The following is a 26,853-nucleotide window of genomic DNA, read 5'->3' as shown; positions in this document are numbered from 1 at the left end:
TCGACTTTTTGCCGGCGGACACCGTCGCCGCGGCCTCGGTCGGCTAAAATCCCCGCGCTTGCGAAGTGCAAGCCCATGCAGGGCCGATGACGGGTGCATCGCGCTATCCAGCGCGGCATGGCCGCCGATCGGAGCAAGCACAAGGAAGGGCTCCACAGATGCACAAGGTGCTGTTGCTCGACGACGAGGTCGAGTTGCGCGAGGAAATCGCCGCATTCCTGGAAAAACGCGGCTGGACGGTCGATCAGGCCGGCACGGTCGCGGAGTTCCAGGAACGGGCGTCGGGGCTCGCATTCGCGATCATCGACGTGATGCTGCCGGACGGAAGCGGCTTCGATGCGGCCGCGTGGCTCAGGGCTCGCCATCGCGACTGCGGCATCGTCATGCTGACCGCGCGCGGGGACACGCAGGACAAGATCGACGGCCTGATTGGCGGCGCCGATCACTATCTCGTCAAGCCGGTGAAACTGCTCGAACTCGACGCGATTCTGCAGGCGCTCGGCCGCCGGGTGGCAAACGACTGGCGGCTCGACTGCCAGGCACGCGTGCTGACCGCGCCGGCCGGTGGCCGGCTCGATCTGTCGGCAAGCGAGATCGCCCTGCTCGCCCTCCTCGCACGGCATCCATCCAAGGCAGTCAGCCGGCGGCAGATCGCCGAGGATTTCGGCTTCAACTGGGTCGACTACGACGAGCGCAGGCTGGAGACGATGGTCAGCCGTCTGCGGCAGCGCTGGCGAAGCGAGGCGGGTTCGGAACTACCGTTGAAGACCGTCCATCGCACCGGCTACTCGTTCGCCGCGCCGCTGATGCTCGCCTGACCGGCAACGGCCGCCCTGTCCGCGTTAGGGTCAGCGGGCAAAAAGACCGTCGCCCGGCAGCCGTGCCCCGCCTCACTGACCAGGTTCAACGTACCGCCCTGCATCTCGACCATTCGACGCGCCAGCGGGAGACCGAGGCCCGTTCCCGGCTTGCGGCCCACGTTGCGGCCGCGATAGAAACGGTCGAACACGTACGGCAGGTCGGCCGGCGCAATGCCGGCGCCGTCGTCCTCTACTTCCAGCGCCACGCCGCCCGGTACACGCCGGCCGCGCAATACGATCCGGGTGCCGCCGGGCGTGTATTTGACGGCGTTGTCGGCGAGCGTGCGCAGCACGAGGCGCGTCAGGCTCGCGTCACACGCGAAGGTGTCCGGCAGGTCTTTCGCGTCGATCTCGAGGCGGTGGCCGTCGGACAGCGCTCCGGCGGCAGCGGCCGCATCGTCGAGCAGCGCCGCCAGCCGGGTGTCGCCGATGCGGGTTCCGCGTCGCAGCAGCTCGAACCCGTCCTCGTGCAGCGAGTCATTGATCAGCACCGTCAAACGCTGCGTCGCGCGCAGGATCTTCTGGTAGCGCGACGAGGTCAGCGGATCGGCGCGGGAGTCGTCGAGGTCGAGGTTTTGCGCGGTGGCGTCGATGACTGCCAGCGGCGTCCGCAGCTCGTGCGACACGGTTGCCAGAAGCTGGCGCTGCTCGTCCTGTGCCCGCTTTTCCATCGCCAGCGACGCTTCCACTTGTTCCATCGCCTCCCGAAGCGCCTGAGTGCGCAGCGCGACCTTTGCTTCCAGGTCGCGCTCGGCCTGGCGGGCGACGCGCAACGCGTCGGCCTGTGCCGCTTCCATCGCATTGCGCATCGCGTTGTAGCGCGAGCTGATCGCCGAATTCATGATCAGCATGAACGCGAGCATCCCCAGATATCCGGCGTTGTCGGCGAGCAGGCCCGGCGGGATCCAGCCGACGTTGCGTGCGACACGTAACGCACTGCCGCCGAGCAACAGCAGCAGCACGAGCACGACCACGCGTGCATGCCGGTGTCCGCGCGCAGTCAGCCAGAGCGCCACGCCCATCGTGACGAGGATGACCGCGATCTGCCAGAACAGATAGAGCGGGCGCACCCACCAGACATTGACCACCAGCATCAGGGGCGCGGCAGCCAGCGCGACGACGATCGTCAGTGCGGAGAAAGCGATCGTCGGACGCCGCCAGCGCCCGTTGAACAGGCCGAGGTAGTGCGCCGTGAACAGCGTGCCGGCGGGCGTGCCGAGCAGCCAGCTGAGCAGGTAGACCGCGTTGCTCGCGACCGGAAAGTCCGGCAGCAGGTATTGATAGATGTAGCCTTCGGCGCCGAGCGCGGTGAGCAGGTTCACGACGACGCTCAGCCCGTAAAGCCCGAACGACGCATCGCGCGTCACCCGGAAAAGCCACAGGCTCGACACGAGCAGCACGAGATGCGCGGCGTCCAGCAGGCCGAACAGCAAGGATTCCTTGCTCGTGGCGGAGATGAACGCGTCGGGCGACCAAAGCACCATCGAGAAACTCATGGTGCTGGTGCTGCGGATGCGGAGATAGAGCGTGACCGGTTGGCCCGCCGGAAGATCCAGGCGAAATACGGGGTTGCGGTACGCGATGTCGCGCTGCTCCACCGGCTTGCGATCACCTGCGACGTGGCGCCGGTACCCGCCGCCCGGCTGCGGTACGTACAGCGTGACGTCATTCAGCAGCGACGACCGTAATTCCAGCAGCCACATCGGCGGTGCGCTCGCCGGGCGGGTCACGGTCAGGCGCAGCCACGCCGTGCCGTCGACATAGCCGAGCGCGGGTTCCGACGTCTGGCCGACGAACGCGCGTGCGATCTCGGGCTGCGACATGCGCTCGACGGTGAGCGTGTTGCCCGGATCGCGTAACAGATCCCAGCCGTTCCGGATGCTGACCTGCCCTCCGTCCGGCAGCGCAATCGGCGTTGACGCGAAGGCCCCCGAGGCCCAGGTAATCAAGATGAGGAAGATGAGCCGGAACATCACGCGATTCGTACGAGTGTCTGCGATCGGGCGACACTATAACCGAACACGCGACGCCCGCCGGTGCCCCGATGCCGCCCGCGTCCGGGATGTCAGAACTTGTCAGCTTTCGCTGCGTACGCTCATTTAAGATGCACGCCAATCAAGGACGCGCGGGCGCAGTTCACCGACAGCGGATGCCCGACGCCCTTGACCAGCGGCGCCACCCTTGCCTGCACCCCGCACGACGACGGCGCATCGACGCCGACAACAACGATACGGCCGGGCTGGCGGCGGCATTCTGACGAGCATTTATAAAAAACCAGGCACGAGGCGCTCGTTGGACAGCAATGCCGTCGCCGTCGACGGAGGTCGGCAGGGTTTGGCGGGCTTCGGCGGTGTCGCGCGTGAAGACGGCGGGCAATGGTTCGTCCTTCTCCAGCCTCGCCTGGCCCAATGGGGCCGGGCGGGGCCGGAAGCGCCGCGATGCCCGACTTGCGCTGCGCTTCGTCGCCGCTCTTCGGCGAACCCGGCTCTCGCGCGAACCGACCGCCGGAGATTCTTCAGCGAAGGCCGGCGGACCTCGGCTCGACAATCAGATCAAACAACGACACGTGCCAACCGACTGCGAATGATCTCCGTCGCCTCGCTCACGATGCGATCGACGAGTTCCTTCACGGTCGGGATATCGCGGATCAACCCGACGACCAGGCCGCACGACCATGCGCCCGCGTCGAGCGCCCCCTCCTTCATGATGCGCGGATACACGCCGGCGACCTCTTCGACGATATCGTCGAACCGGATGCTCGCGCCGAGCCTGCTTTCCTTTTCGAGGATGCGGTCGACCGCGGCATTGCGCAGCACGCGCTCGGTATTGCGCAACGGGCGCATCACCAGACGCGTGTCCAGTTCGGTGGCCGCGACCAGCGCCTGCTTCACGTTCTCGTGCACCGGCGCCTCGCGGGTGGCAATGAAGCGCGTGCCCATGTTGATGCCATCCGCGCCCAGCGAAAGTGCCGCAACCAGCGACCGGCCATCCGCCATGCCGCCGGAGGCCACGAACGGGATCTTGAGCTCGTCGGCCGCCCGCGGCAGCAGGATGAAGTTCGGAATGTCGTCCTCGCCCGGATGGCCGCCGCATTCGAATCCATCGACGCTGACCGCATCGCAGCCAATGGACTCGGCCTTCAGCGCATGACGAACCGACGTGCACTTGTGGATCACCTTGACCTGCGCGTCCTTGAGCGCGGCCAGGTATGGCTGCGGGTTGTTGCCGGCCGTTTCGACGATCCTGACCCCGCCTTCGACGATGGCCCGGATATAGCCGGGGTAGTCGGGGGACGTGACGGTCGGCAGGAAGGTGAGGTTCACGCCGAACGGCTTGTCGGTCATCTCGCGGCACCGCCGGATTTCGGCAGCCAGATCCGCCGGCGATCGCTGCGTCAGGCCGGTAATGATGCCGAGGCCGCCGGCGTTGGAGACGGCAGCCGCCAGCTCCGCGTACCCGACGTGGTGCATGCCGCCCTGGATGATCGGATAGTCGATGCCGAAGAGTTCGGTGATCCTGGTTTTCATGATGTTTTCGGTTCAGGTTGAGACGAAAGCGCGTTCGCATGCCGGAAACGCGACTGGCTCCCGGTGGACATGGACAGTGTCCTCTCAGTTCGAATTGCCGTACATTGGCTAAACTGACACATTGAATGCGATATCCGACACACCATGCCCCGCGCCGCCATCCTTGCGTATGACGATTGCTACGCTTCCAGCCTGGGCGGGTTCGCCGACATCCTCCAGATTGCGAACGCGCATTTGCGGCGACAAAGGGGCGATGGCAATGCGCAGTTCGAATGGCGGTTCGTGTCGCCGACCGGGCAGCCCGTGATGGCCAGCAACGGTCTTCAACTGAACACGGAGCCGATCCGGCCGCGCGAGCAGTTCGACCTGGTTTTCGTTCCCAGCGCGCACTACGCGAGCGGCAAGGCGTTCGACCAGTTGCTGGCACGACAGTCTGCCGCATGCGACTGGCTGGTTTCGCAATGGCACGCGGGGGCCTACCTCGCGGCAAACTGCACCGGCACGTTCGTACTGGCCAACACCGGCCTCCTGGACGGACGGCCCGCGACGACCACATGGTGGCTGGCCGACCAGTTTCGCAGCCGGTTTCCCCGTGTCGACCTTCAGCTGGAGCCCGTCGTCACCGAAGCGGATCGGCTGATCTGTGCCGGCGCGTCAGCGTCCTACCTGCTGCAGACCATCCATGTCATCGAGCGGTTCTCCGGGGCGGCCATTGCAGCGCAGTGCGCCAAGACGATGCTGATCGACGTCAGCCAGACCAAGCAATTGCCCTATCTCCCGTTGCTGACGGACAAGACGCACGCCGACTCGCTGGTTCACCGCGCGCAGCATTGGCTGCAGAAGAACATGACGAAGGACGTGAAGATGTCGGCGATGGCGCATGACCTCGGCGTGAGCGAGCGCACGATCATCCGCCGCTTCCACGCCGCGCTGAATCTGTCGCCGTTGCGGTATCTGCAGAGCCTGCGCGTCGAAGCCGCGCGCAGTTTGCTGGAGGCCGGCGATCTCAGCCTCGAGCGGATTACGGCCCAGGTGGGATACAGCGATACGAGTTCGTTCTGCCGGCTGTTCAAGGAGAAGGTCGGACTCAGCCCGGGTGCTTACCGAGATCGCTTTCGCCCCGCAGCGGAATCGCAACAATGACCGACCGGTGGATCGCGGGCGACAGCCCACCGGTCAGCATCCGCTCTCCCTCACCGCCCTTCCCCGGGCCACGCGATTCGTTTGTAGAATCGGCGTGTTCGCCGTTCACGACACGGTAAAAGACATGACCCCGGCGGCGTCCACACCATCAACCGGAGGGCACCATGGCGATTCACGAAGTCTTTCCCTATTTGCGGGCCAAGCGCGCGGAAGATGCCATCGCGTTCTATGCAAAGGCGTTCGGCGCGCAAGAGAAATTCCGCCTCGTCGAGCCGTCGGGACGCATCGGCCATGCGGAATTGCAGCTCGGGCCGTGCACGCTGATGATCTCGGACGAGTTCCCCGAATACGATATCCTTGCCCTCGACCCGGATGGCAAGGCGCCGATGTCGCTTCACCTGCATGTCGACGACGCCGACGCGACGATCGCCGCCGCGATCGCGGCCGGCGCGCAGCTGACACGCGCGATCCAGGACCAGTTCTACGGCGAGCGTTCCGGCAAGATTCGCGACCCGTTCGGATACGAATGGCTGATCGGGCATACGATCGAAGCGATCGAACCCGACGAAATGCAGCGCCGTTATACGGCGCTGCTGTCCGGCGATCAGCAGAAAACCTGAACGGCGCACCGCGCGCGCCGGTCGATCACTCCGACATTCGCGATGCACTATCACCCCGACGACATCCACCGGCTCTACCGAAGCGTACCGACGCTGCTGCTGAACCGTCCTGCCCCGGCCGAACAATTCCTGGCCGCTGCCGTCGAGACCGGCGCCGAACTCGGGCATGTGCTGCGCGACTATCCGCAGGTCCGCTACCAGCCGCTCGACTTCCACTACCTGTGCCAGCAAAGCCTGTCCGTGCTGGACGACACGCTGCTGGCCGACCTCACGCGAGACATGAACCTTGGATGGCGCGGCGCGCACTGGGCCGCGCTGTTGATCGCGTTGTCGAGCGACGCGCAGCATCTGTCGCATCTCGACGAGGTCAGGCACCATCGCGGTGTCGCGTGGGCGGCCGAGCTTGCGGATGCTGCGACCGGCGCCGATGCGCGCACGTCGGCATTCCGTGGCTGCCGGTCGATCGTGCACCTGCGCGATCAGCTCGCCACGTTGCCGCGCGTCGCGGTCCGCTTGCGGCGCGGGTTCTCGCCTGAAGCGCTCGAAGCCAGGGCGATCGCCGTCCGTGCCGCGTATCGAAGTGGTGGCGTCGAAACGGCGCTGCCGGTTGCCCGCCGTTAACCTGCGCGCCGTCCGTCGCTTGACAGCGAATCACGCGACGGCGGCCTGAATCACCCGACGTCGCCCGCGCACGGCGACGCGCTTTCCTCCGCACTGCCCACCCCGTCTCCTCCCCGCCGCGATTCCACACGATTTCGCAGAGGACCTTTCCTGTGCAACGCCTTAATCGACCGGCGCAGGATCTCCAATAATGGCCGCTCGATCCGCCGGCCACCGGGCCGGAAAAACGATAAAAACTCCTATGCATTCCTACAAGATGAACAAGCACGCCACCACTCGACTCGCGGGGACCGCCATTGCCACCTGCCTGACCGCCCTCGCGTCGGGCGGTGCGCACGCACAGAGCAGCGTGACGCTGTACGGCCTGATCGACACGTCGATCACCTACGCGACCAACCAGCGCACGCACGGCGCCGGCTCGCCGGGCAGCGGCACCGTCGCGATGACGAGTGGCGCACTGAACGCATCGCGCTGGGGGCTGCGCGGCCGGGAAGATCTGGGCGGCGGGATGGCCGCGGTCTTCGCGCTCGAGAACGGCTTCTCGGGCACCACGGGCGCGCTGTCGCAGAAAGGCGTCGACATGTTCGGCCGCCAGGCATGGATCGGCGTGAGCTCGAAGACGGCCGGCACGCTCACGTTCGGCCGCCAGTACGACCTGATCCTCGATTTCGTGACGCCGCTCGGCGCGTCCGGCCCCGGCTGGGGCGGCAACCTCGCGGTTCATCCGTACGACAACGACGATTCGAACCGCAACCTCCGCATCAACCACGCGGTGAAATACACGAGCCCGACGTACCGCGGGCTGACGTTCGGCGCGATGTACGGGTTCTCGAACACGGCCGGCCAGTTCTCCAACAACGCGGCGTGGAGCGCGGGCGTGTCGTACGCGAACGGGCCGCTGAAGCTCGGCGCCGGCTACCTGAAAATCAGCCGCGATCGCAATGCACCGAACCCGAATGGCGCGCTCAGCACGGTCGACGGCTCGGCGACGATCACGGGCGGCAACCAGCAGATCTGGGCCGCAGCCGGCCGTTATGCGTTCGGGCTGCACTCGGTCGGCGCCGCGTGGTCGCACTCGACCACCGACGGCGTGACGGGCGTGCTCCAGGGCGGCAGCATCGCGCCGCTGAAGGGTGAATCGATGGTGTTCGACAACTTCACGGTCGACGGGCGCTTCTTCGTCACGCGTGCGTTGAGCCTCTCGGCCGCGTACACGTACACGATGGGCCGCTTCGACACGCGCACCGGCCAGACACGCCCGAAATGGAACCAGGTCGTCGCGCAAGCCGACTATGCGCTGTCGAAACGCACCGATGCGTATCTCGAAGGCGTCTACCAGAGCGTGAGCGGCGGCAACGGCAATCCGGCGTTCAACGCGACCGTCTGGACGCTGACGCCGTCGGCGAACAGCAACCAGGTCGTCGTCGCACTGGGGCTGCGGCACAAGTTCTGACGACGCGGTGCGGTGCGGTGCGGCGCAACGCCGTTGCACATGCCGCGTAACGCATGCGTTCCGGCACCGCCCGATGATCGTCACGCCCCTGAGCCGGAAAGGCCGCGCCCGTGCGCGGCCTTTTCGCTGTGGCATCGCCCCGCCCGGAGGCAGGAATGCCGCCCGGTCTGTCGCGTCGGCGCAAAAAAATGCGGAGAAACTGGTCACGCTGTGACATTTTTCCTAATCTGTTTGCAGCGACGCCGTAATTTGGCGTTCCGGTCGCGACACTCTTTCATATGGCGCACCACCGGCTTACGAACATGATTCACGTCGTGCGTGCCGGACCTTTCGCGCCGTTGCGGCCGGCTACGGGCGTGCCGATCGCACGCCCCACGCGTTCAACGCAGTCAACCGCTGGAGACGAACGATGAGCAAAACGAACCGATTTGCGGTCCTGGCAACTGTCGTACTGCTGGCCGGTTGCCACCACGCGGCGAAGACCCCCGAGAATGCCGGTATGGCGCCGACGCCCTCGAGCGAAGCCGTCGCAACGGTGACGGCCGACGAACTCAATAATCCGAACAGCCCGCTCGCGAAGCGCAGCATCTACTTCGATTTCGACCAGTACTCCGTCAAGCCAGAATACCAGTCGCTGCTGCAGGCGCACGCCGACTACCTGCGCAGCCACCCGGCGCGGCACGTGCTGATCCAGGGCAACACCGACGAACGCGGTACGTCCGAATACAACCTCGCGCTCGGCGAACGCCGGTCGCAGGCCGTGATGAGCGCGCTCGAAACGCTCGGCGTGCAGGCCACGCAACTCGAGGCGGTCAGCCTCGGCAAGGAGAAGCCGGTCGCGCTCGGCCACGACGAGGATTCCTGGGCACAGAACCGCCGCGCCGATCTCGTCTATCGTTGATCGCGGGCCGCCGCGACGGCGGCATCCGCTTCGGGAACAGCATGGCAGGCCGCGGAAGCGGCCGCGCGGTGCATGCACGCCGCCGACGACGCCGTCCCGCTTCTCGTTCAACGCCGACGTTCGAGCCGGCGATGCAGCCAGTGCGACATCACGGCCGACGCCACGATTGCATTGAGCGTGGCGCCCGCCGTGAGGGTGCCGAACTTGTCGGTCTTCGCCAGGCCATTCACGATTTCGACGAAGCCGAGCGCTGCGCCGGCACCGACGACCATCCCCAGCAGCACGAACCAGCGCCGCCGGATTCGCGTGCCGATCGCGCCCATGATGCCGCCTGCCACGGCCGCCGGCAGGAAAAAACCAAGCAGGAACGACCCGAAGAAGATTATCGGCACCATGCCGGCGCTGACATTCAGTCGCTCCCACGATGGGCCGTCGAATAACGACCCCATGATCAGCGTCACGGCCGGCCAGGCGAGCGATGTGACCAGCGGGCCGCCGATGGCAAACGACACGCAGCCGAACACGACGGGATGGGACAGACGCGACGGCGAACGTTCTGCGGTGGCACTCATGTTTTTTGTAGTCGGAATCGGAATGGCGGCTTGCCGGAGTGTACCAAGGCGCCGCGCCCGGCTCCCCCGGATCGGGCCCCGTCACGCATGCTCACGATACGCAAAAAGCATGGAATAAACCGCCCGCCAGAGACGTCTAATCTGCGCGCAGACGTGAGGTTCGCGCGAACCGGTCTGTCCCGCGGCCTGCGCGACAAGGAGCGTGACATGAAATCGGTAACGTTGGCTGCGGCGCTGATCGCCGCGCTGGTGCTCGTGCTGTCGGCGGGATGTACGTCGTCGACCAGCAGCCCTGCGCAGGGACCGGGCATGAGCCGGTATGGCGGTGGCGGCTCGGGAGGCAGCGGAGGCGGAGGCGGTGGTGGCAGCGGCTACTGAAGAACCGCTGCAAAAAAACGGGCGACGCGTCGCGCGCGAGCACCGGAAACCGGCTGAATCGCGCGCGACGCCCCGCCCTTCGGCACGACTTAACGCATGGCCTTCACGTCGGCCGGCGTGACGCTCGCGGGCTGGCCGCCCCACGTCGCACGCAGGTAGTTCGCGAGCTGCGCGAGTTCGTCGTCGCTCAGCGTATGTGCGAAACCGGGCATCGGCTGCAGGTTCTCGAACCCGGCAAACTTCTGTTCGCCGATGCCGTCGAGCATCGCGACCAGCAGGTTGCGCGAATCACCCTGGCGCACCGTCGAATTGCCGTTCATCGGCACTGCCACGTGCGGCTTGCCTTCGCCGTTGAAGCCGTGGCAGCCCGCGCAGACCGCGAGGTACACCGAGCGGCCGGCCGCGAGTTGCGCGGCGTCCGCCGACACCGGCTTCACCGGTTGCGGCGCGGGCGGCGTATCGCCCAGCAGGTACACGGACAGCGCACGCAGGTCGTCCTTCGTCATGTACTGCGTGCTCAGGTGCACGACCGGGTACATTTCGCCGAATGCCGAACCTTGCGGCGCGATGCCGACACCGAAGAACGTCTGCAGGTCGGCGCCCGTCCACCCGCGCGCAGCCAGGCCGGCCGGCGTGATGTCGGGCGCGGCCACGCGGCCGAGCGCCGCGCCCGCGAACGGCTTCGCGCTGTCGAGCTGGCCCGTGAACGCACGCGGCGTATGGCATTCCGCACAGTGGCCGAGCGCACCCGCCAGATAGCGGCCGCGCTGCCAGTCGGCGGACTGGCCGGCCGATGCATCGGGCAGGCTGTCCTTCAGGAACACCATGTCCCAGAAGACCATCCCGAAACGCAGGTTGTACGGAAACTTCAGCTCGTGCTCGCGGTTTTCCAGCGCGACCGGCTTGACGGTCTTCAGGTACGCGTACATCGCATCCGAATCGGCCCGCGTGAGCTGCCGGTACGACGTGTACGGCATCGACGGATACAGGCGCTTGCCCGGCGCCTTGCCGTCGTGCAGCGCGGCGTAGAAATCGTCCGCGCTCCAGCTGCCGATCCCGTGATCCTTGTCGGACGTGATGTTCGAGCCGTAGAACGTGCCGAACGGCGATTCGAGGGGCGCGCCGCCGGCGAACGGCGCGCCGTCCTTCGCGGTGTGGCACGCCGCGCAGTCGGCAGCCTTGACGAGATAGCGGCCGCGCGCGACCTGGTCGGCACCGGGTGCGCCGGACGCCGCGTTCGAGGCCGGTGCGTCATGGCCGCCGCACGCAGCGAGCAGCAGCGCGCAGGCGGCCGCGAGTGCGGGGAAGCCCGCAGCCCGCGCGACACGATGAGCGAATGTGCGTTTCATGCGGCGTCCTTCACGAGTCCCGGCGTCGTCAGCACCACGTCCTTGACGGCTTCGTAGTAGCGGACATAGCCCGTGCAGCGGCAGAGGTGCGCATCGAGCGCCTCGGTGATCGTGCGCTCGACGTCGGACTTCGCAATCGGCTCGCGCTTCAGGCGTTCGATCAGCACGGTCGCCGCGTTGACGAAGCCCGGCGTGCAGTAGCCGCACTGGAAGCTGAAGTGCTCGAGGAACTTCTGCTGGATCGGCGACAGCTCGACCACTTCGCCCGCTTCGTTGCGCTTCGCGTGGCCTTCGATCGTGCGGATCGAGCGGCCGTGGAAGAAGTGCGCGCCGGTGATGCAGGTGCGCATTTCCTCGCTCGTACCGTCCGGCTTGTCGACGATCACGACGCACGCGTGGCAGATGCCCTGCCCGCAGCCGAGCCGCGAGCCGGTGAGGCCCGCGTATTCGTGCAGGAACTCGATCATCATCAGCCCTTCCGGCACCTGCATCGGGCCGACGGACTTGCCGTTGATATTGATCGACAGCGGTTTCGACTGGAACCGGACGAGCGGACGCTCGACAGCGGCCGGTGCCGAGGCCGGTACAGCCGGTGCGGACGCCGGGGCGGCCGAAGCCGCCGCCGGTGCGGAAGCGCCGGTCGCAGCGGCGCTGGCGCTCGCGGCCGAAGCCGCGGTTTGGGCGGTCGTCATGCGAGCACCTCCTGAATCTTTTGCGGGGTCACCGGCAGGTCGGTGAAACGATGGCCGATCGCGTGCGCGATGCCGTTCACGATCGCGCCGACGACGGGAATCATCACCACTTCGGCGACGCCCTTCGGCGGATCGGTCTCGGACAGCGGCGGCAGCACGTCGCCCGTCTGCGTCCACACGGCAACGTCGGACGCGCGCGGCAGCTGGTAACGGTTGAAGTTCCACGTGCCGTTGCCCGGGCCGTCTTCATACAGCGGCAGGTACTCGTGCAGCGCATGGCCGATCCCCATCGCGAGACCGCCCTGCAACTGACCCGACACGAGCTGCGGCGAAATCTGGTTGCCGCATTCCATGATCGAGTGGTGCGTGAGCAGCTCGACCTTGCCGGTCGCTTCGTGCACGGCCAGCTCGACCAGCGTGCCGACTGCGGTGTAGTACGTGACGGCCGCGTTGTTGCGGCTCGTCGGCGGGATGAACACGCGCTTGCGGTCCAGCACGCGGTAGCCGTTCGCGGTCGGCGCCAGCGTGCCGCGCATCGCGGTCGCGCCGGCCGGCGCGGCGGTGCCGGGCACCGGGCCGTTGTCGCCCGTCTTCGGCGCGCCGACGCGCAGCGACAGCCCGTCGATCGGCAAGCGCTCGACCGTGCCGCCCACTTCGAACTCGGCGTCGGTCCACTGCCAGCGGTTGAACACGTGCACGACCGCGCCGGTCGGCAGGCCGAGCGCATACGCCTGCTTCGCGAGCTGTTCGAACGACAGCGGCTCGAGGCCGTCGGCCGTCAGCTTGCCGTCGACCCAGCGCGCGTCCTCGATGCGGATCGAGTACGGCGCCGCCTGGCCGCCGCCGAGGCCGCGCGTCCAGATCGATATCGCCGCCGGCCACAGGCCGTAGCGGAACACGGCGCGCGCGGCTTCGCGCGTGCTGTGCGTGAAGTAGTACGCGGAGTTCGTCGCGCTCGACGGCGACGCATAGCTCGGCGACCAGCGCGGGTTCGCGCTCAGGCGATCCTGGTCGGCCTGCGACATGATGTACGGATCGCCGCTGGTCTCGACCGGCAGGTCCGGCCATTCGGTCACGGCCACGCGCACTTCCGTCGCCGGGCGGCCGAGCCATTTCGCGACCGCGACGGCCTGCGACGTCGACATCCCGGTGCCGATCTCGGCTGCCGTGTGCTGCAGCGACACCTTGCCGTTCTCGTCGAATTCGACCTTCGCGAACGACGCTTCCGCGCCCGTGCCGAAATCCTTCTGCACGCATGCGAAGCCGACGCCGTAGCGCTTGCCCGGGTTCGCCGCTTCGAATTCGGCCTTGCGCGCGACGCGACGCGTCCACAGCGGATGCTGCTTCGAGCGCTCGAGCACCTCGTCGACGCGCAGCGCGCCGGCGGGAATTGCACCCTGCGTGTTCTTCATCCCCGAACGCAGCGCGTTGCGCAGGCGGAAATCGATCGGATCGATGTTCAGCTGCGCGGCGATCTCGTCGACCGCCATTTCGGTCGCGGCCATGCTCTGCAGCGTGCCGTAGCCGCGCGCGGAACCGGCATCGATCGCGCGCGACGCGATCGCCACCGCGGCCAGGTCGCTCTTCGGGAAGTAATAGATCGATTGCGCGGCCGTTGCGCCGACCATCGCGACCGACGGCGAGAAGTTCGAGCGCCCGCCGCCGTTCGCCTCGAAGTCGCCCTTGAACGACTGCAGCAGGCCCGTGTTGCGGTCCACCGCGATCCGGTAGTGCATCTTGAACGCGTGGCGCTTCAGCGACGTCTGGAACTGCTCGTAGCGGTCGTTCGCGAAACGCACCGGGCGGCCGTCCGCGTACAGCGCGCAGACGAGGCCGTAGAACGGCACGTTGAAGTGATCCTTCGAGCCGTAGCCGACCGTGTAGCACGGATGCACGAACAGCTTCTTCACCGGGAAGCGGCACTTCGAAACCATCGCGGCCGCGTTCTCCGCCACTTCGAGCGGCGACTGGGTCGGCACGACGAGGTGCAGCGACTGCGTCGCGGTGTCGTACCAGCAGTTCGCGTTGTCCGGTTCGAGCGCGGACGTGTCGACCGACTGCGTGTTGTACTCGCGGTCGAACACGAGCCAGTCGGCCGACGGATGGTCGAGCTCGCCGGCGATCTGCCCGGCCAGGAACATGCCCTGCTCGTCGAGCTTGCCGTGCTCCTTGCCGTCCGGCCACACCGGCAGGTGCTTGCGCATCATGCTCGGGAAGATCGGCGCATCCTTCAGGCTCGAATAGACGTCGTCGTCGTAGGCCGTCTTGCCGCCCACGCGCACGTAGCGGAAGGTGCCCCACGGATCGCGCTCGAGCGGGCCCGTGACCGCGCCGTAGCGGATCACGTCGTCGCGGAACTTGAGCGCGTTCTTCGCGAAGCGGAAGCGCGCGAAGTCGTGGTAGATGAGGATCGCGACCGCATGGCCGAGATACGCGGGCGTCTTGCCGGCCGGCAGCAACATGTCGTCGCCGTAGAACGTCGGGAACGCGACGCCGTCGCGCACGAGATCGTCGGCCGTGACCACGCGGTCCGGCTTCAGGTCGTCGCCGAGCAGCGACAGGTCGAAGCCTTCGTACGTGCGGTCGGCCTGCGTGACACGCAGGATCAGCGCATGCGACTGCTGCTGCGGCCAGTGAGGCATGTCGGCGGCGCGCACGTCACGGGCGAACACTTTCGAGCCCGTGACCTTCGCGATGCCGTCGATGCGGAATTGGGGGATGCCGGTGACGCTATCCCATTTGACGGGGGTGAGGAGTTTTTCTTCGAAGAGCGCCGCGAATGCGCGGCTGCCCAGGGGCGCGACATACACTGCGACGCCCGCCAGCACGCTGGCTTTCAGAAAACCCCGCCGTGACAGGCCGTGGTTTTTCATTGGGGGGAACCTCCTGATGCGGCTCGGACGGCGATCGGGTGTCGCGACGTTCGGAGCGGCGCGCATTCTGGCATTGTTTTAGATATATCGCCTATAGTATTTCTCGCATGAAATACTTATTGAATTTCTTATAATGGCATTCAGCCGGGCTGCGGCAGCCGGTCGCGGGTGTCGATTCGACCGCGTCGCGTGCCCGTTCGCAGCGGGTTCGATCGTATCGGCCGCGCCCGGCGGGCACACGCCCTGTCCATGGCGACCGGTCTCCCGCCAGTCGCCGACCCACGCTCCGTTCGCAACGATGCTGCCCCGGCGTCGGTGAATGCGCAAGACTTTCGCGGGCGTGGTTTACGACTAGTGGCCGGCGCGGCGCGGTGTCGCCGGCCTCCCCGGGCAACCACCCGGGCAACCCGCGCCGCCCGTGTTTCATGGTAATGTCGTGCGCATCCGGCCTGGCCGGGCTTCCGCCATGTGCCGTGCGGGTGCCGCCAGCCATCGCGACATCGTGTCGAGGTTAAAAAACCATGGCAGTCAGGGCATCTCTCCTGCACTCCGTTCTCGCCACTCCCCCCTCCGGCAACCACCGTGTGACGGCCGCGCTGCGCCCGTCGATGCTCGTCACCCTGTTTGAAGATGTTCGCCCGATGGCGCTCTCCGGGCTCGCGAGCGGCTTCGTCGCGGCCGTCGCGCTGATCCGGCTGCAGCAGCTCTGGTGTCTCGCATGGCTGATCGTCGACGTCGGCCTGCTCGTCGCGCGGCTCTCGATCGCGCGGGCGTACACGGTTCAGCGCAACGCCGGCAACGACCGCGCCGAATACTGGGCGATGCGCTATGCGCCCGTGTCGCTCGTCGCATGCTTCGTGCTCGGCCTCGGCGTGATGGGGTGCGTGCAGGCCGTCGACGTCGAGCTCGGCACGCTGTCGGTGATGGTCGCGGGCGGCGTGTTCGGCGGGATCGCGTCGCGCAATTCGGCGCTGCCGCGGCTCGCGATGATGCAGGTCACGCTCGGCGTGCTGCCGATCGGCGTCGGTGCGCTGCTGGCCCACCGGTCGGGCGCGTGGCTGCTGCTGCCGCCGCTCGCGATCTATCTCGCCGCGATGCGCACGGTCGTCCAGCGTCACTATCGCGTGCTCGTCGCGCTGATCGCCGCGCGCCAGCGCAACGCCGAACTCGTCGCGCGCTTCGATGCCGCGCTCACCTATATGCCGCACGGCCTGTGCATGATCGACGGCGAGCGCCGCGTGATCGTCGCGAACCGGCGCACCGCGCAACTGTTCGGCTCGCCGCGCGAGATCATGCTCGATACGCCGCTGCCCGCCGTCGTCGCGGCGCTTGGCGCGAACGACGCGACCGATCCCGGCGGCGCCCGTCTCGCCGCGCAGTGCGAGATCTGGCTGACCTGCGACGAACCCGCGCCGCTCGACGTCGTGCTCGCCGACGACCGCCAGCTCGAACTGACGCGCCACCGCGTGCCGGACGGCAACGCGGTGATCATCGTCGAGGACGTCACCGCACGCCGCCGGACCGAACAGCACATCCGGCATCTCGCGCGCCACGATGCGCTGACGGGTCTGCCGAACCGCCACGAACTGCATGCCGAGCTCAAGCGGATGCTGGCACGCCGGCCGCGCACGCCGGGCCCCGCGCTCGCCGTCATGTATCTCGACCTCGACGGCTTCAAGGCGATCAACGACCGGTTCGGCCACCAGGCCGGCGACGACGTGCTGATGCAGGTCGCCGTGCGGCTCGGCACGACGCTGCCGCCCGGCGATCTGGCGGCACGCATCGGCGGCGACGAGTTCGTCGTCGCGATCGACGACACGACGATGCATGCGTGCTCGCTCCTCGCCGCGCGCATCATCCGGCAGATCTCGGCGCCGTACACGCTGTCGATCGGCGAGACCGTGAGCCTCGGGATCAGCATCGGGATCGCGCTCGATGACGGGCACGGCTCTCCCGACGAACTCATCCGGCAGGCCGACAGCGCGCTGTACGAAGCGAAGTCGGCCGGCAAGGGCATCTACCGCTTCTATTCGAGCGGCAGCAGCCGGGTCACGCCGATCACCGCGAACTGATCCGGCTGCGCAAGCCCGCTCGCTCCCGCCTCCGCATCCTCCCGACGATTCAATTCCGAAACGCTTTGCGTGGCCGCACGTGGCGTCGCGCGTTCGCGTGTCACGTGACGTGTTCCGTAACATCGCCGGTCGCCACCCGCCACGTTGGCCGCAGAAGCCGGCACGATCGACACAGCGCAAGGCGTTTCAAGCCTGGCACTCTTATTGCTCCCTGTCAGGGAAACAGGTTGTCAGGGAGACCCAACATGAATACCGTCGAAGTCCTCAGCCGCAGCGATACCATCGACGAACTGGATGTGATCGACGGCGAATCGCTGATCCGCCGGCTCGTGTCCGAGCGCCGCATGCCGGTCGCACGCGAGGCCCGATGCGTCGACAATCCGCCGCTGACGCTGTACGGCGCATTTCGCCAGGGCATCGCCGATCACGGCGCACGCCGCGGGAATCCGTATCGCGCCGGCAGCCGTTTCTGGGCTCTGTGGGAAGAAGGACGTCTCGAAGCTGAAACATCGGGCCGCTAAGCCGGCTGCGTGCGCCGGCCCTGTCGCGACAAGGGACCGGCGCGAAACATCGGGCGCGAATGCAGCCGGTCGCCCCACCGGCATGCGTTCATCGCTGCAACATCGCACGGGGTTTCGCGTATCGGCCGTGCAACTCGCCCGCATGCGCGATCCATGCGCCTGGCGGTTGATGGCCTCCGGCATGGCGCGCGTCGGGCGCGCCGCGTGATGGTCGTTTCCCGATAAGATGGCGAATTCCGTTCATCGAACGATGCCGCCATGACCGCCTCTTCCTCGCACCGCAATCCCATCCACTGCGAAATCGATCTCGACGCACCCGGCAAGCACGCGGGCTACCTGCGGCTGCCGCATTCCGTCCACCGCTCGGCGTACGGCTGGCTGCCGATCCCGATCGCGTCGATCCGCAACGGCGACGGCCCGGTCGCACTCGTGATGGCCGGCAATCACGGCGACGAGTACGAAGGCCAGATCATCGTGTCGCAACTGATGCGCGAGATCGAACCCGAGATGGTCAGCGGGCAGCTGATCCTGCTGCCGATGGCGAATTTCCCGGCGGCGGATGCCGGCCTGCGCGTGTCGCCGCTCGACGAAGGCAACCTGAACCGCAGCTTTCCCGGCGACCCGACCGGCACGCCGACGCAAATGATCGCCCACTACATCGAGCATGCGCTGCTGTCGCGCGCGGAGTATCTGGTCGACCTCCACTCGGGCGGCAGCTCGCTGCTGTACCAGGGCGGCAACATGCTCGCGATCGATCCGCTCGACGCCGACGAAGCCACGAAGCTCAACGGGCTGCTGGTCGCGTTCGGGCTGCACAATGCGCTGCTGCACGCACCGAACCCCGTGCATTCGGCATCGGCCGCGCGCCGCCAGGGCGCGATCTCGATCGTGACCGAACTCGGCGGTGCGGGCATGGCCGACCCGTCGCTGATCCGGATGGGCCGCCATGGGCTGCTGCACTACCTCGGCTATATCAGCCTGCTGCGCGGCGCGCTCGTGCCCGACGCGCCGCCGACCGTCACGCGCTTCATGCGGGTCGACGGCGAGCGCCATTTCGTCTACGCGTACGAGCGCGGGCTGTACGAGCCGCTCGTCGAACTCGGCGACCAGGTGAAGGCCGGACAGCCGGCCGCGTGGGTGCATTTCCCCGATACGCCGCTGCGCGAACCGGTGCTGCACCGGTTCAAGGGCGACGGCGAAGTGGTGTGCAAGCGCGTGCCCGCGCAGGTGCAGCGCGGCGATTGCCTGTTTCAGCTGGCGGAGTTGTCGGCGCCGCCGAGCATCGGCCAGACGGCCTAAATCCGGACCCATCTCCTTTCCACGCTGTCTGCCAGTCATGGCGGACGGCATGCGCTCGCCATTAACCAACTTGACAAATTAACTTACTTGGTTATGATCGCAAATGGAAAAGAGAACACCTCATTGCAAGCTGCTTCGCATCAAAGCGCTCATCGAAACCGGCAAGGTCCGGTTGACCACGAGTGCGGTAGTCGGCGCTCGACAACTGGGTTTCACGGAAAGGGAAGCGCTCGATGTCGTGATGTCGCTGACCGATCTCGACTTCCACAAGAGCATGACGACGTACGCCGACCACACGATCTGGCAGGACGTCTACCGGCCTTTTACGGTGCATGGCGACGTGTACCTGAAACTGACGGTAATCGACGGTGTGCTGATCGTGTCTTTCAAGGAGCGATGAACATGAAGTGCCCTGCATGCGGTGCGGCCAAGCTGGTCCGCGACACGCGAGACATCCCTTATACCTATAAAGGCCGGTCGACTGTCGTCCGCGATATCACCGGCGATTTCTGCCCGGCCTGCGGGGAATCGGTACTGGATCTCGACGAGGCGACCCGTCTCGGCGAAGCGATCACCGAGTTCAACAAGCAGGTGAACGCAACCATCGTCGACCCGAAGTACATCGCGAAGGTGCGCAAGAAGCTGAGGCTGGATCAGCGCGAGGCGGCCGAGCTCTTCGGCGGCGGAGTCAACGCGTTCTCCCGTTACGAGACAGGCAAGACGAATCCGCCGCTGGCGCTCGTGAAATTGCTGAAACTACTGGATCGCCATCCGGATCTCCTCGCCGAAGTACGAGCCGCATAGGCGCTCGTGCGTCGGGCTCGCGCATGCGTCTGGCACACGCGTCGGCGCATGCGCTCTCCCCCTTCATCCCCACCCCACTCCCGCTGCAAGCCTTCTGACGTCCGCCGCGAAATCCTTATCGAAATTGCTTCGTTCGCCTTTGCCGGCCGCGCCGCTAACGTGTTCCAAACGGCGGCGGCCCGCCATCTGCATCGCAGCAGGACGTGCACCGGCCGCCGCCATCACGACAACCGCGTCGCGATAACGGAACAGACCGGACGGGCCGCGTGCCCGCACCCCGCCAGGAACGTCCGCATCGCGCGCCCTTCGCGATGCCCATGGCCACGACCGACCGCATCATCGACACGACGACGCTCGACGTCCGCGCGCAACCGCTGATCGACGCGCTGATCGACGAATATTCGACCCGTTACCACGCCTATCGCCCCGACAGCCGCGCGTCCGCACGCGAAGAACTCGCACGCTACCCGGCCGAACTGTTCGCGCCGCCCGAAGGCGCCTTCGTACTGCTGCTGCGCGACGGCGAGACGATCGGCGGCGGCGCGTTCAAGCGCTACGACGCGCAGACCGCCGAGCTCAAACGTATCTGGACCCGCTCGGACCTGCGCCGCCAGGGCCTGGCACGCCTCATCGTCGAAGCGCTCGAACTGCGCGCCGCGCAGCAAGGCTATCGCCGCATCTACCTGACCACCGGTTTTCGCCAGCCCGAGGCGTGGGCGCTGTACGACCGCACCGGCTATACGCGGCTGTTCGATTCGTCGATCGCCCCCGAAGCGTATTTCCACCTGCGGTTCGGCAAGGATCTCGCCGATCCGTCACGCACGTCGACGCTGGCCGACCTGTGGGCGCCCGTGCCCGAACCGGTGCTGTCGCGCTGACCGCACCGCGCCCCCTTCATCCCACCGATTTCCGCTTGCCACCACAGGACGCTTTCATGCAACGAGCCGTACCGCTTTCTTCCCGTGCCGTGCGCACGCTGGCCACCGCGCTGATCGGCCTGACCGCGTTCGCCGCAGCCGCGGCTGCCGCCACGTTCGACCTGAGCCCCGAGCAACGCGGCCGCCCGCGCGGCGTGGCCGATGCCGCGGTCGAGCGCGCGGTGCCCGCATCGTTCAAGTTCGCCGAACCCGGCACACTGACGATCGGCATCGCGCCGAGCCTGCCGCCGATCAGCTCGTATGCGACCGACGCGCGCACGGTGATCGGCTTCGACGCCGACGTCGGCCAGCTCGTGTCCGACAGCCTCGGCCGCAAGCTGAAGATCGTCGCGCTCGCGTGGGCCGACTGGCCGCTCGCGCTCGAATCCGGGAAAGTCGACGCGGTGATCTCGAACGTCACCGTCACCGAGGAGCGCAAGCAGAAGTTCGATTTCTCGACCTATCGCAAGGATCAGGTCGGCTTCTACGTGCGCAACGACAGCAAGATCCAGGCGATCCGCGAGCCGAAGGACGTCGCGGGGCTGCGCGTCGTGACCGACGCAGGCACCAACCAGGAAAAGATCCTGCTCGCGTGGGATCGCGAGAACGTCGCGCACGGGCTGAAACCCGTGCAGATCCAGTACTACGACGACCAGGCAATGCGCATCGTCGCCGTGCAGTCGGGCCGCGCCGATACCGTGTTCAGCGTGAACTCGGTGCTCGCGTACCAGAGCGCGCAGCAAGGCAAGACGCGGCTCGTCGGTGCAATCAGCGGCGGCTGGCCGCGCACGGCCGACATCGCGATCGCGACGCGCCGCGGCAGCGGGCTCGCCGATCCGCTGACCGTCGCGCTGAACGGGCTGATCCGGAACGGCCGCTACCAGCAGGTGCTCGACCGCTGGAACCTCGCGTCCGAGGCGATCGACCAGTCGCGCACGAATCCGCCGGGGCTGCCGAAGAGCTGAGTACCGCCCCCACCCTCCCTTCACGCTCACGCAGGAACGCCGCTCACCATGTCTTATTCGCTTTCGTTGCTGGACAAGAGTCCGATCGCCGACGGCGCGAACGCCGCCGACGCACTGCGCTTCACCACGACGCTCGCGCAGCGCGCCGAACAGCTCGGCTACGAACGCTTCTGGGTCGCCGAGCATCACGGCACGCCGGCTTTCGCGAGCTCGGCGCCGGAGATCGTCGTCGCGCACCTGCTCGCGCACACGTCGCGCATCCGCATCGGCTCGGGCGGCGTGATGCTGCAGCACTACAGCCCGTTCAAGGTCGCCGAGACGTTCAAGGTGCTGGCCGCGCTCGCGCCGGGCCGCGTCGATCTCGGCATCGGCAAGGCACCCGGCGGACTGCCGCTGACCACGCGCGCGCTGCAGTGGTTCCACGACAAGGCGCGCAAGCCGGACTTCGCCGGCCTGTTGGCGGAACTCGACGCGTTTCTCGGCTGGGGCGTCGCCGAGGATCACCCGCTCGCCGGTGCGGTCGCGCTGCCGGTGCCGCCGCAGCCGCCCGAACGCATCCTGCTGGGCGGCTCGCCGGACAGCGGCGCGCTCGCCTCACGCAACGGCTGGCGCTTCTGCTACGCGGGACATTTCAACGGCGACGACGCGAATATCGAACGCTCGCTGGACGCGTACCGCAGCGCGGGCGGCACCCGGCCGCTGGTCGCGCTGTACGCGGTGGCCGCGCCGACGCGCGACGAGGCCGAGCGGCTGATCGGGCCGCTGAAGATCTTCAAGCTGCAGCTCGCGGGCGGCCAGAGCTTCAATCTCGCCAGCGCGCAGGCGGCCGCCGAATTCGCGCGGCAGAGCGGCGCGTCCGACTACCGGATCGACGAGTTGCGCCCGACGGTGCTGGCCGATACGCCCGAGCGCGTGCATCGCGCGCTCGACGCGCTGAGCCGGCGGCTCGACGTCGATGCGTTCGTGATCGATTCGCCGGTGACCGACTACGCGGCACGGCTCGCGTCGGCCGAATGGCTCGGCGGCGCGCTGTCGGCCACGCCGTTGCAGGCGGCCCTCGCGGCCGACCGCTCCCTTTCCCCTGACCAGAACGCGTGACGCTCCCATGACGACCCGACGATCGATCCCCTTCGGCCTGATGCTGCAAGGCGCAGGCAGCCACATGAACGCATGGCGGCACCCGAGCAACCCGCCGGACGCGAGCATCAACCTCGACTTCGCGATCGGCATCGCGCGCAAGGCGGAAGCCGCCGGCATCGCGTTCGCGTTCGTCGCCGACGGCCTCTACATCAACGAGAAGTCGATCCCGCACTTCCTGAACCGCTTCGAGCCGCTGACCGTGCTGTCGGCGCTCGCGGTCGCGACGAAGAAGATCGGGCTCGCGGGCACGATCTCGACGTCGTACAGCGAGCCGTTCACGGTCGCGCGCCAGCTCGCGTCGCTCGATGCGATCAGCGGCGGGCGCGCGGGCTGGAACGTCGTGACGACGCCGCTCGAAGGCACCGCGAAGAATTTCGGCAAGGCGCATCCCGATCACGAACTGCGCTACGAGATCGCCGACGAATACCTCGACGTCGTGCAGGGCCTGTGGGACAGCTGGGACGACGACGCATTCGTGCGCGACCGCGCGACCGGCCGCTTCTTCGACCGCGACAAGCTCCACACGCTCGACCACCACGGCCGCTTCTTCCAGGTCGCGGGCCCGCTCAACATCCAGCGCTCGCCGCAGGGGCAACCGGTGATCTTCCAGGCCGGTTCGTCCGACACCGGCATCGGGCTCGCGGGCAAGTATGCGGATGCCGTGTTCACGCATTCGCCGTCGCTCGACGAAACGGCCGCGTTCACGCGTCGCGTGAAGCAGAGCGCGATCGAGCACGGCCGGCAAGGCAGCGACGTGAAGATCTTCCCCGGCATCGGGCCGATCGTCGGCCGCACGGCGGCCGAAGCCGAAGAAAAATACCAGGCGATCCGCAACCTGCTGACGATCGACGAAGCGCTCGCATATCTGGGCCGCTATTTCGATCACCACGATTTCACGCAGTACGCGCTCGATGCGCCGTTCCCGGAACTCGGCGAGCTCGGCCGCAACAGCTTCCGCTCGACCACCGACCGGATCAAGGCCGACGCGAAACAGAAAGGCCTGTCGCTGCGCGAGACGGCGCTCGCGGTCGCCACGCCGCGCCCGAACTTCATCGGCACGGCCGAGCATGTCGCCGACGAGCTGATCCGCTGGCACGACGCGGGCGCGGGCGACGGCTTCATCCTCGGCTTTGCGGTGCAGGCACAGGGCGTCGAGGATTTCGTCGAACTCGTGATCCCGGCGCTCGAGGCGCGCGGCCGCTACAGCCGCGACCTGCCCGGCGCGACGCTGCGCGACCATCTCGACCTGCCGCGCAAGGCCAGCCGCCACGCGGCGCCCGGCGCCGCGCAGGAAACGGCAGCCGAAGCGCACGCCTGACGCCCGCCGCCGCGCCGCCCGCGCGCGGCGCGCCCGCCCGACCGATTCGAGGATTTCCACCGACATGAGCGACACGACCCATCTCGGCGGCGCGCTGCCGCCGCTCTCTTCTCCCGGCGCACGCGACGCCGGCACGCGTTTCCGGATCGTGCCCGCACGCCACCGGTCGCGCACGGTCGGCACCGTGCTCGCCGTCGCGCTGATCGCGATCGTCCTGCATTCGATTCTCGCCAATCCGCAATGGGGCTGGCCGGTATTCGCCGAATGGTTCCTGTCGCCGCCGGTGTTGTCGGGGCTCGTGCGCACGCTGGTGCTGACGCTGCTCGGCGCGGTGTTCGGCCTCGTGCTCGGCGCGTTCGTCGCGCTGGCCCGGCTGTCGCGTTCGCGGTTGCTGTCGGCAAGCGCGTGGGCGTTCGTGTGGCTGTTCCGCTCGATTCCGCTGATCGTGCTGCTGCTGATCCTGAACAACCTCGGCTACCTGTACGAGCATGTGCGGCTCGGCGTGCCGTTCACCGATATCGTGTGGTTCGACACGCCGACGACCGACCTGATCAGCCCGTTCCTCGCGGCCGTGCTCGGCCTCACGCTGCATCACGCGGCGTTTTCCGCGGAGGTGATCCGCGGCGGCATTCTCGCGGTCGATCAGGGCCAGCTCGAAGCAGCCGCCGCGCTCGGGCTGCCGCGCGGCCGCCAGACCACGCGGATCGTGCTGCCGCAGGCGATGCGCGCGATCCTGCCGACCGCGTTCAACGACCTGATCATGCTCGCGAAAGGCACGTCGATGGTCTACGTGCTCGCGATGCCGGAGCTGTTCTATACGGTGCAGGTGATCTATCGCCGCAATCTCGAAGTGATTCCGCTGCTGATGGTTGCCACCGTCTGGTACCTGATCATCCTGACCGTGCTGTCGGCCATCCAGGTGCAGGTCGAGCGCCACTATGCACGCGGGGCGCTGCGCAACCCGCCGCCGTCCGTCATCACGTTCGCGCTTGCGCGCCTCGGCGTGCTGTGGCGGCGCGTGACCTCCCGTCACGCGGCATCGGTCGCACCGGCGCCGGGCGATAGCGACGCCGCGACCGCCGTCGCACCGCGCGCCGGCGGCGAAGTGGCCGTGCATGGCGTATCGAAGCAGTTCGGCATGCAGCGCGTGCTCGACAACGTGTCGTTCGTCGCGCCGCGCGGCAGCGTGACCGTGATCGTCGGGCCGTCGGGCTCGGGCAAGTCGACGCTGCTGCGCACGATCAACCATCTCGAGCGCGTCGACGACGGCTTCATCGACATCGACGGCGAACTGATCGGCTATCGCCGCGACGGTGACGTGCTCTACGAGTTGAAGGAACGCGACGTGCTGACGCGGCGCACGGCCGTCGGGATGGTGTTCCAGAACTTCAACCTGTTCCCGCACCTGACCGTACTCGAAAATCTGATCGAAGCGCCGGTCGTCGTCGGCGGCATCACGCGCGACGCGGCCGAACGCATCGCCCGCACGCTGCTCGCGCGCGTCGGTCTCGCGGATAAAGCCGATGCGTACCCGCGCCAGTTGTCCGGCGGCCAGCAACAGCGTGTCGCGATCGCGCGCGCGCTCGCATTGCGCCCGAAGGTGCTGTTGTTCGACGAACCGACGTCGGCGCTCGATCCCGAGCTCGTGAACGAGGTGCTCGACGTGATCAAGGAACTCGCGCGCTCGGGCACCACGCTCGTGATCGTCACGCACGAGATCGGCTTCGCGCGCGAAGTCGCGGACAACGTGCTGTTCATGGAGCGCGGACGCATCGTCGAAGCCGGGCCGCCGGCCGCCGTGCTCGACGCGCCATCGCATCCGCGCACGCGCGCGTTCCTGTCGCGGGTGCTGTGATGCGCGCCGCTCCCGACCTGCGAGAGGCCGCACGATGATCGACCGACGCCAGTTCATGACCGCCGCGCTGGCCGCGGCAGCGGGTAGCCTTCCTTGGCACACGGTACATGCCGCCGCCGCGACCGCGGATCTCGATCCGCGCCAGGCCGGCCGCATTCGCGCAACACGCGACGACGCAGCCGTTCATCAGGCAGCCGGCTACCGCTGGGTACGCGACGGCGCGTTCACGGTCGCGATCTCACCGCACGCGCCGCCGGTGTCCACCTACGCGACCGACGCGCGCACCGTGGTAGGCGCCGATCCCGACTATGCGCAGCTCGTCGCCGACGCGCTCGGCCGCACGCTCGTGCTGCTGCCGATCGCGTGGGCCGACTGGCCGCTCGGGCTGACGTCCGGCAAATACGACGCGGTGATCTCGAACGTCGGCGTGACCGAGAAGCGCAAGGAGAAATACGATTTCACGACCTACCGGCTCGGGCTGCACGGCTTCTACGTGCGCACCGGCAGCCCGATCGCGAAGATCGCCGAGCCGAAGGACATCGCCGGCCTGCGCATCATCACCGGCGCGGGGACGAGCCAGGAGCGCATCCTGCTCGAGTGGAACAAGCGCAACGCCGCGCAGGGGCTGAAGCCGGCCGACCTGCTCTATTTCGACGACGATGCGGCGTCGCGCGTCGCGCTGCTGTCGGGCCGTGCCGATGCGGAGCTGAACCCGAATGCGTCGCTCGCGTACGAGGCCGCGCGCACCGGCAAGATCCGCCGCGTCGGCGTCGTCAATGCGGGCTGGCCGGCCAATGCCGATGTGGCGATCGCGACGCGGCGCGGCAGCGGGCTTGCGTCCGCGCTGACGCTGGCGACGAACGGGCTGATCGGCAGCGGCCGCTACGGGCAGGCACTCGCGCGCTGGGGTTTGCAGAGCGAGGCGATCGCGCGTGCGGAGACCAATCCGCCGGGGTTGCCGTCGTTCTGAAGG

General features: G+C 67.5%; 24 protein-coding genes. 18 read left to right on the top strand and 6 right to left on the bottom strand.

The features are described from left to right. Positions 1-158 precede the first annotated feature (158 nt). Entirely contained in the window at positions 159-818 is a 660-nt protein-coding gene (locus BDI24065_RS18225) for a response regulator transcription factor (RefSeq protein ID WP_175032457.1), read from the top strand. On the opposite strand, the gene BDI24065_RS18220 is transcribed toward BDI24065_RS18225, so the two are convergent. Continuing rightward, positions 785-2,833, bottom strand: coding sequence for a sensor histidine kinase (locus BDI24065_RS18220; RefSeq protein WP_175032456.1), 2,049 nt, complete (start codon positions 2,831-2,833; stop codon positions 785-787). The genes BDI24065_RS18225 and BDI24065_RS18220 overlap by 34 nt on opposite strands. Before the next feature lie 579 nt (positions 2,834-3,412). Then, positions 3,413-4,387 (bottom strand): NAD(P)H-dependent flavin oxidoreductase, encoded by a 975-nt coding sequence (locus BDI24065_RS18215; protein ID WP_175032455.1) that lies wholly within the window; start codon positions 4,385-4,387, stop codon positions 3,413-3,415. A gap of 144 nt (positions 4,388-4,531) precedes the next feature. Between BDI24065_RS18215 and BDI24065_RS18210 the strand changes: the two genes are divergently transcribed. The 5 genes from BDI24065_RS18210 to pal all read left to right on the top strand — a co-directional run bounded on the left by BDI24065_RS18210 (position 4,532) and on the right by pal (position 9,125). Further along, positions 4,532-5,530 (top strand): GlxA family transcriptional regulator, encoded by a 999-nt coding sequence (locus tag BDI24065_RS18210; RefSeq protein WP_175032454.1) that lies wholly within the window; start codon positions 4,532-4,534, stop codon positions 5,528-5,530. A gap of 164 nt (positions 5,531-5,694) precedes the next feature. Next, complete coding sequence (locus BDI24065_RS18205) at positions 5,695-6,150, top strand: VOC family protein (protein WP_175032453.1); 456 nt, start codon at positions 5,695-5,697, stop codon at positions 6,148-6,150. Between the two features lie 42 nt (positions 6,151-6,192). Further along, positions 6,193-6,771, top strand: a complete 579-nt coding sequence (locus tag BDI24065_RS18200; RefSeq protein WP_175032452.1) for a hypothetical protein — start codon at positions 6,193-6,195, stop codon at positions 6,769-6,771. A gap of 241 nt (positions 6,772-7,012) precedes the next feature. Beyond that, positions 7,013-8,224, top strand: a complete 1,212-nt coding sequence (locus BDI24065_RS18195) for a porin (protein WP_175032451.1) — start codon at positions 7,013-7,015, stop codon at positions 8,222-8,224. Between the two features lie 409 nt (positions 8,225-8,633). Continuing rightward, a complete protein-coding gene (gene pal / locus BDI24065_RS18190) occupies positions 8,634-9,125 on the top strand; it encodes a peptidoglycan-associated lipoprotein Pal (RefSeq protein ID WP_175012020.1) in 492 nt (163 codons plus the stop codon). 107 nt (positions 9,126-9,232) lie between these two features. Here the strand turns inward: pal and BDI24065_RS18185 are convergent, their stop codons facing one another. Next, positions 9,233-9,649 carry a hypothetical protein gene (locus BDI24065_RS18185; RefSeq protein ID WP_254609790.1) on the bottom strand — a complete coding sequence of 139 codons (417 nt, stop codon included), beginning with the start codon at positions 9,647-9,649 and terminating at the stop codon, positions 9,233-9,235. Positions 9,650-9,904: 255 nt separating this feature from the next. Between BDI24065_RS18185 and BDI24065_RS18180 the strand changes: the two genes are divergently transcribed. Next, positions 9,905-10,075, top strand: coding sequence for a hypothetical protein (locus tag BDI24065_RS18180; RefSeq protein WP_175032449.1), 171 nt, complete (start codon positions 9,905-9,907; stop codon positions 10,073-10,075). Positions 10,076-10,164: 89 nt separating this feature from the next. Here BDI24065_RS18180 and BDI24065_RS18175 read toward each other — a convergent pair whose 3' ends face one another. Genes BDI24065_RS18175 through BDI24065_RS18165 form a run of 3 tightly spaced genes read right to left on the bottom strand, consistent with a single transcriptional unit; the run spans position 10,165 to position 14,989 of the window. Beyond that, the gene (locus tag BDI24065_RS18175) at positions 10,165-11,424 is read right to left on the bottom strand and encodes a cytochrome c (RefSeq protein WP_175032448.1); all 1,260 of its coding nucleotides are present in this window, start codon (positions 11,422-11,424) and stop codon (positions 10,165-10,167) included. Further along, positions 11,421-12,116: a (2Fe-2S)-binding protein gene (locus tag BDI24065_RS18170; protein WP_175032447.1), complete on the bottom strand. Its 696-nt coding sequence runs from the start codon at positions 12,114-12,116 to the stop codon at positions 11,421-11,423. The genes BDI24065_RS18175 and BDI24065_RS18170 overlap by 4 nt, the downstream gene beginning before the upstream one ends. After that, entirely contained in the window at positions 12,113-14,989 is a 2,877-nt protein-coding gene (locus BDI24065_RS18165) for a xanthine dehydrogenase family protein molybdopterin-binding subunit (RefSeq protein WP_175032446.1), read from the bottom strand. The genes BDI24065_RS18170 and BDI24065_RS18165 overlap by 4 nt, the downstream gene beginning before the upstream one ends. Before the next feature lie 521 nt (positions 14,990-15,510). Between BDI24065_RS18165 and BDI24065_RS18160 the strand changes: the two genes are divergently transcribed. The 11 genes from BDI24065_RS18160 (at position 15,511) to BDI24065_RS18110 (ending at position 26,850) form a co-directional block, all read left to right on the top strand. Further along, positions 15,511-17,061 (top strand): sensor domain-containing diguanylate cyclase, encoded by a 1,551-nt coding sequence (locus BDI24065_RS18160; RefSeq protein WP_175032445.1) that lies wholly within the window; start codon positions 15,511-15,513, stop codon positions 17,059-17,061. A gap of 245 nt (positions 17,062-17,306) precedes the next feature. Next, positions 17,307-17,582, top strand: a complete 276-nt coding sequence (locus tag BDI24065_RS18155; RefSeq protein WP_175032444.1) for a hypothetical protein — start codon at positions 17,307-17,309, stop codon at positions 17,580-17,582. Positions 17,583-17,840: 258 nt separating this feature from the next. Beyond that, entirely contained in the window at positions 17,841-18,881 is a 1,041-nt protein-coding gene (locus tag BDI24065_RS18150) for a succinylglutamate desuccinylase/aspartoacylase domain-containing protein (RefSeq protein ID WP_175032443.1), read from the top strand. A gap of 103 nt (positions 18,882-18,984) precedes the next feature. Next, positions 18,985-19,281: a type II toxin-antitoxin system MqsR family toxin gene (locus tag BDI24065_RS18145; RefSeq protein ID WP_175032442.1), complete on the top strand. Its 297-nt coding sequence runs from the start codon at positions 18,985-18,987 to the stop codon at positions 19,279-19,281. Between the two features lie 2 nt (positions 19,282-19,283). Further along, entirely contained in the window at positions 19,284-19,685 is a 402-nt protein-coding gene (locus BDI24065_RS18140) for a type II TA system antitoxin MqsA family protein (protein WP_175032441.1), read from the top strand. Positions 19,686-20,002: 317 nt separating this feature from the next. After that, positions 20,003-20,563 (top strand): GNAT family N-acetyltransferase, encoded by a 561-nt coding sequence (locus BDI24065_RS18135; RefSeq protein ID WP_175032440.1) that lies wholly within the window; start codon positions 20,003-20,005, stop codon positions 20,561-20,563. 56 nt (positions 20,564-20,619) lie between these two features. Continuing rightward, on the top strand, positions 20,620-21,567 hold the full coding sequence (locus BDI24065_RS18130; RefSeq protein ID WP_175032439.1) for an ABC transporter substrate-binding protein: 948 nt from the start codon (positions 20,620-20,622) through the stop codon (positions 21,565-21,567). Between the two features lie 48 nt (positions 21,568-21,615). Continuing rightward, a complete protein-coding gene (locus BDI24065_RS18125) occupies positions 21,616-22,665 on the top strand; it encodes an LLM class flavin-dependent oxidoreductase (protein ID WP_175032438.1) in 1,050 nt (349 codons plus the stop codon). A gap of 7 nt (positions 22,666-22,672) precedes the next feature. After that, entirely contained in the window at positions 22,673-24,025 is a 1,353-nt protein-coding gene (locus BDI24065_RS18120; protein WP_175032437.1) for an LLM class flavin-dependent oxidoreductase, read from the top strand. Between the two features lie 64 nt (positions 24,026-24,089). Beyond that, a complete protein-coding gene (locus tag BDI24065_RS41380; protein WP_175032436.1) occupies positions 24,090-25,880 on the top strand; it encodes an amino acid ABC transporter permease/ATP-binding protein in 1,791 nt (596 codons plus the stop codon). Positions 25,881-25,914: 34 nt separating this feature from the next. After that, a complete protein-coding gene (locus BDI24065_RS18110) occupies positions 25,915-26,850 on the top strand; it encodes an ABC transporter substrate-binding protein (RefSeq protein WP_175032435.1) in 936 nt (311 codons plus the stop codon). Positions 26,851-26,853 lie beyond the last annotated feature (3 nt).

This window comes from Burkholderia lata (assembly GCF_902499025.1).
Lineage (GTDB): Bacteria > Pseudomonadota > Gammaproteobacteria > Burkholderiales > Burkholderiaceae > Burkholderia > Burkholderia lata_C.
This window is presented reverse-complemented; position numbering and strand designations above follow the sequence as displayed.

What these genes read in the sequence shown, in the direction of transcription:
- BDI24065_RS18145 (WP_175032442.1), top strand. Translation starts at nt 18,985, where the DNA reads ATGGAAAAGAGAACACCTCATTGCAAGCTGCTTCGCATCAAAGCGCTC.
- BDI24065_RS41380 (WP_175032436.1), top strand. Translation starts at nt 24,090, where the DNA reads ATGAGCGACACGACCCATCTCGGCGGCGCGCTGCCGCCGCTCTCTTCT.
- BDI24065_RS18160 (WP_175032445.1), top strand. Translation starts at nt 15,511, where the DNA reads ATGGCAGTCAGGGCATCTCTCCTGCACTCCGTTCTCGCCACTCCCCCC.
- BDI24065_RS18140 (WP_175032441.1), top strand. Translation starts at nt 19,284, where the DNA reads ATGAAGTGCCCTGCATGCGGTGCGGCCAAGCTGGTCCGCGACACGCGA.
- BDI24065_RS18215 (WP_175032455.1), bottom strand. Translation starts at nt 4,387, where the DNA reads ATGAAAACCAGGATCACCGAACTCTTCGGCATCGACTATCCGATCATC.
- BDI24065_RS18220 (WP_175032456.1), bottom strand. Translation starts at nt 2,833, where the DNA reads ATGTTCCGGCTCATCTTCCTCATCTTGATTACCTGGGCCTCGGGGGCC.
- BDI24065_RS18210 (WP_175032454.1), top strand. Translation starts at nt 4,532, where the DNA reads ATGCCCCGCGCCGCCATCCTTGCGTATGACGATTGCTACGCTTCCAGC.
- BDI24065_RS18200 (WP_175032452.1), top strand. Translation starts at nt 6,193, where the DNA reads ATGCACTATCACCCCGACGACATCCACCGGCTCTACCGAAGCGTACCG.
- pal (WP_175012020.1), top strand. Translation starts at nt 8,634, where the DNA reads ATGAGCAAAACGAACCGATTTGCGGTCCTGGCAACTGTCGTACTGCTG.
- BDI24065_RS18120 (WP_175032437.1), top strand. Translation starts at nt 22,673, where the DNA reads ATGACGACCCGACGATCGATCCCCTTCGGCCTGATGCTGCAAGGCGCA.
- BDI24065_RS18130 (WP_175032439.1), top strand. Translation starts at nt 20,620, where the DNA reads ATGCAACGAGCCGTACCGCTTTCTTCCCGTGCCGTGCGCACGCTGGCC.
- BDI24065_RS18170 (WP_175032447.1), bottom strand. Translation starts at nt 12,116, where the DNA reads ATGACGACCGCCCAAACCGCGGCTTCGGCCGCGAGCGCCAGCGCCGCT.
- BDI24065_RS18155 (WP_175032444.1), top strand. Translation starts at nt 17,307, where the DNA reads ATGAATACCGTCGAAGTCCTCAGCCGCAGCGATACCATCGACGAACTG.
- BDI24065_RS18195 (WP_175032451.1), top strand. Translation starts at nt 7,013, where the DNA reads ATGCATTCCTACAAGATGAACAAGCACGCCACCACTCGACTCGCGGGG.
- BDI24065_RS18225 (WP_175032457.1), top strand. Translation starts at nt 159, where the DNA reads ATGCACAAGGTGCTGTTGCTCGACGACGAGGTCGAGTTGCGCGAGGAA.
- BDI24065_RS18205 (WP_175032453.1), top strand. Translation starts at nt 5,695, where the DNA reads ATGGCGATTCACGAAGTCTTTCCCTATTTGCGGGCCAAGCGCGCGGAA.
- BDI24065_RS18150 (WP_175032443.1), top strand. Translation starts at nt 17,841, where the DNA reads ATGACCGCCTCTTCCTCGCACCGCAATCCCATCCACTGCGAAATCGAT.
- BDI24065_RS18135 (WP_175032440.1), top strand. Translation starts at nt 20,003, where the DNA reads ATGGCCACGACCGACCGCATCATCGACACGACGACGCTCGACGTCCGC.
- BDI24065_RS18175 (WP_175032448.1), bottom strand. Translation starts at nt 11,424, where the DNA reads ATGAAACGCACATTCGCTCATCGTGTCGCGCGGGCTGCGGGCTTCCCC.
- BDI24065_RS18180 (WP_175032449.1), top strand. Translation starts at nt 9,905, where the DNA reads ATGAAATCGGTAACGTTGGCTGCGGCGCTGATCGCCGCGCTGGTGCTC.
- BDI24065_RS18125 (WP_175032438.1), top strand. Translation starts at nt 21,616, where the DNA reads ATGTCTTATTCGCTTTCGTTGCTGGACAAGAGTCCGATCGCCGACGGC.
- BDI24065_RS18165 (WP_175032446.1), bottom strand. Translation starts at nt 14,989, where the DNA reads ATGAAAAACCACGGCCTGTCACGGCGGGGTTTTCTGAAAGCCAGCGTG.
- BDI24065_RS18110 (WP_175032435.1), top strand. Translation starts at nt 25,915, where the DNA reads ATGATCGACCGACGCCAGTTCATGACCGCCGCGCTGGCCGCGGCAGCG.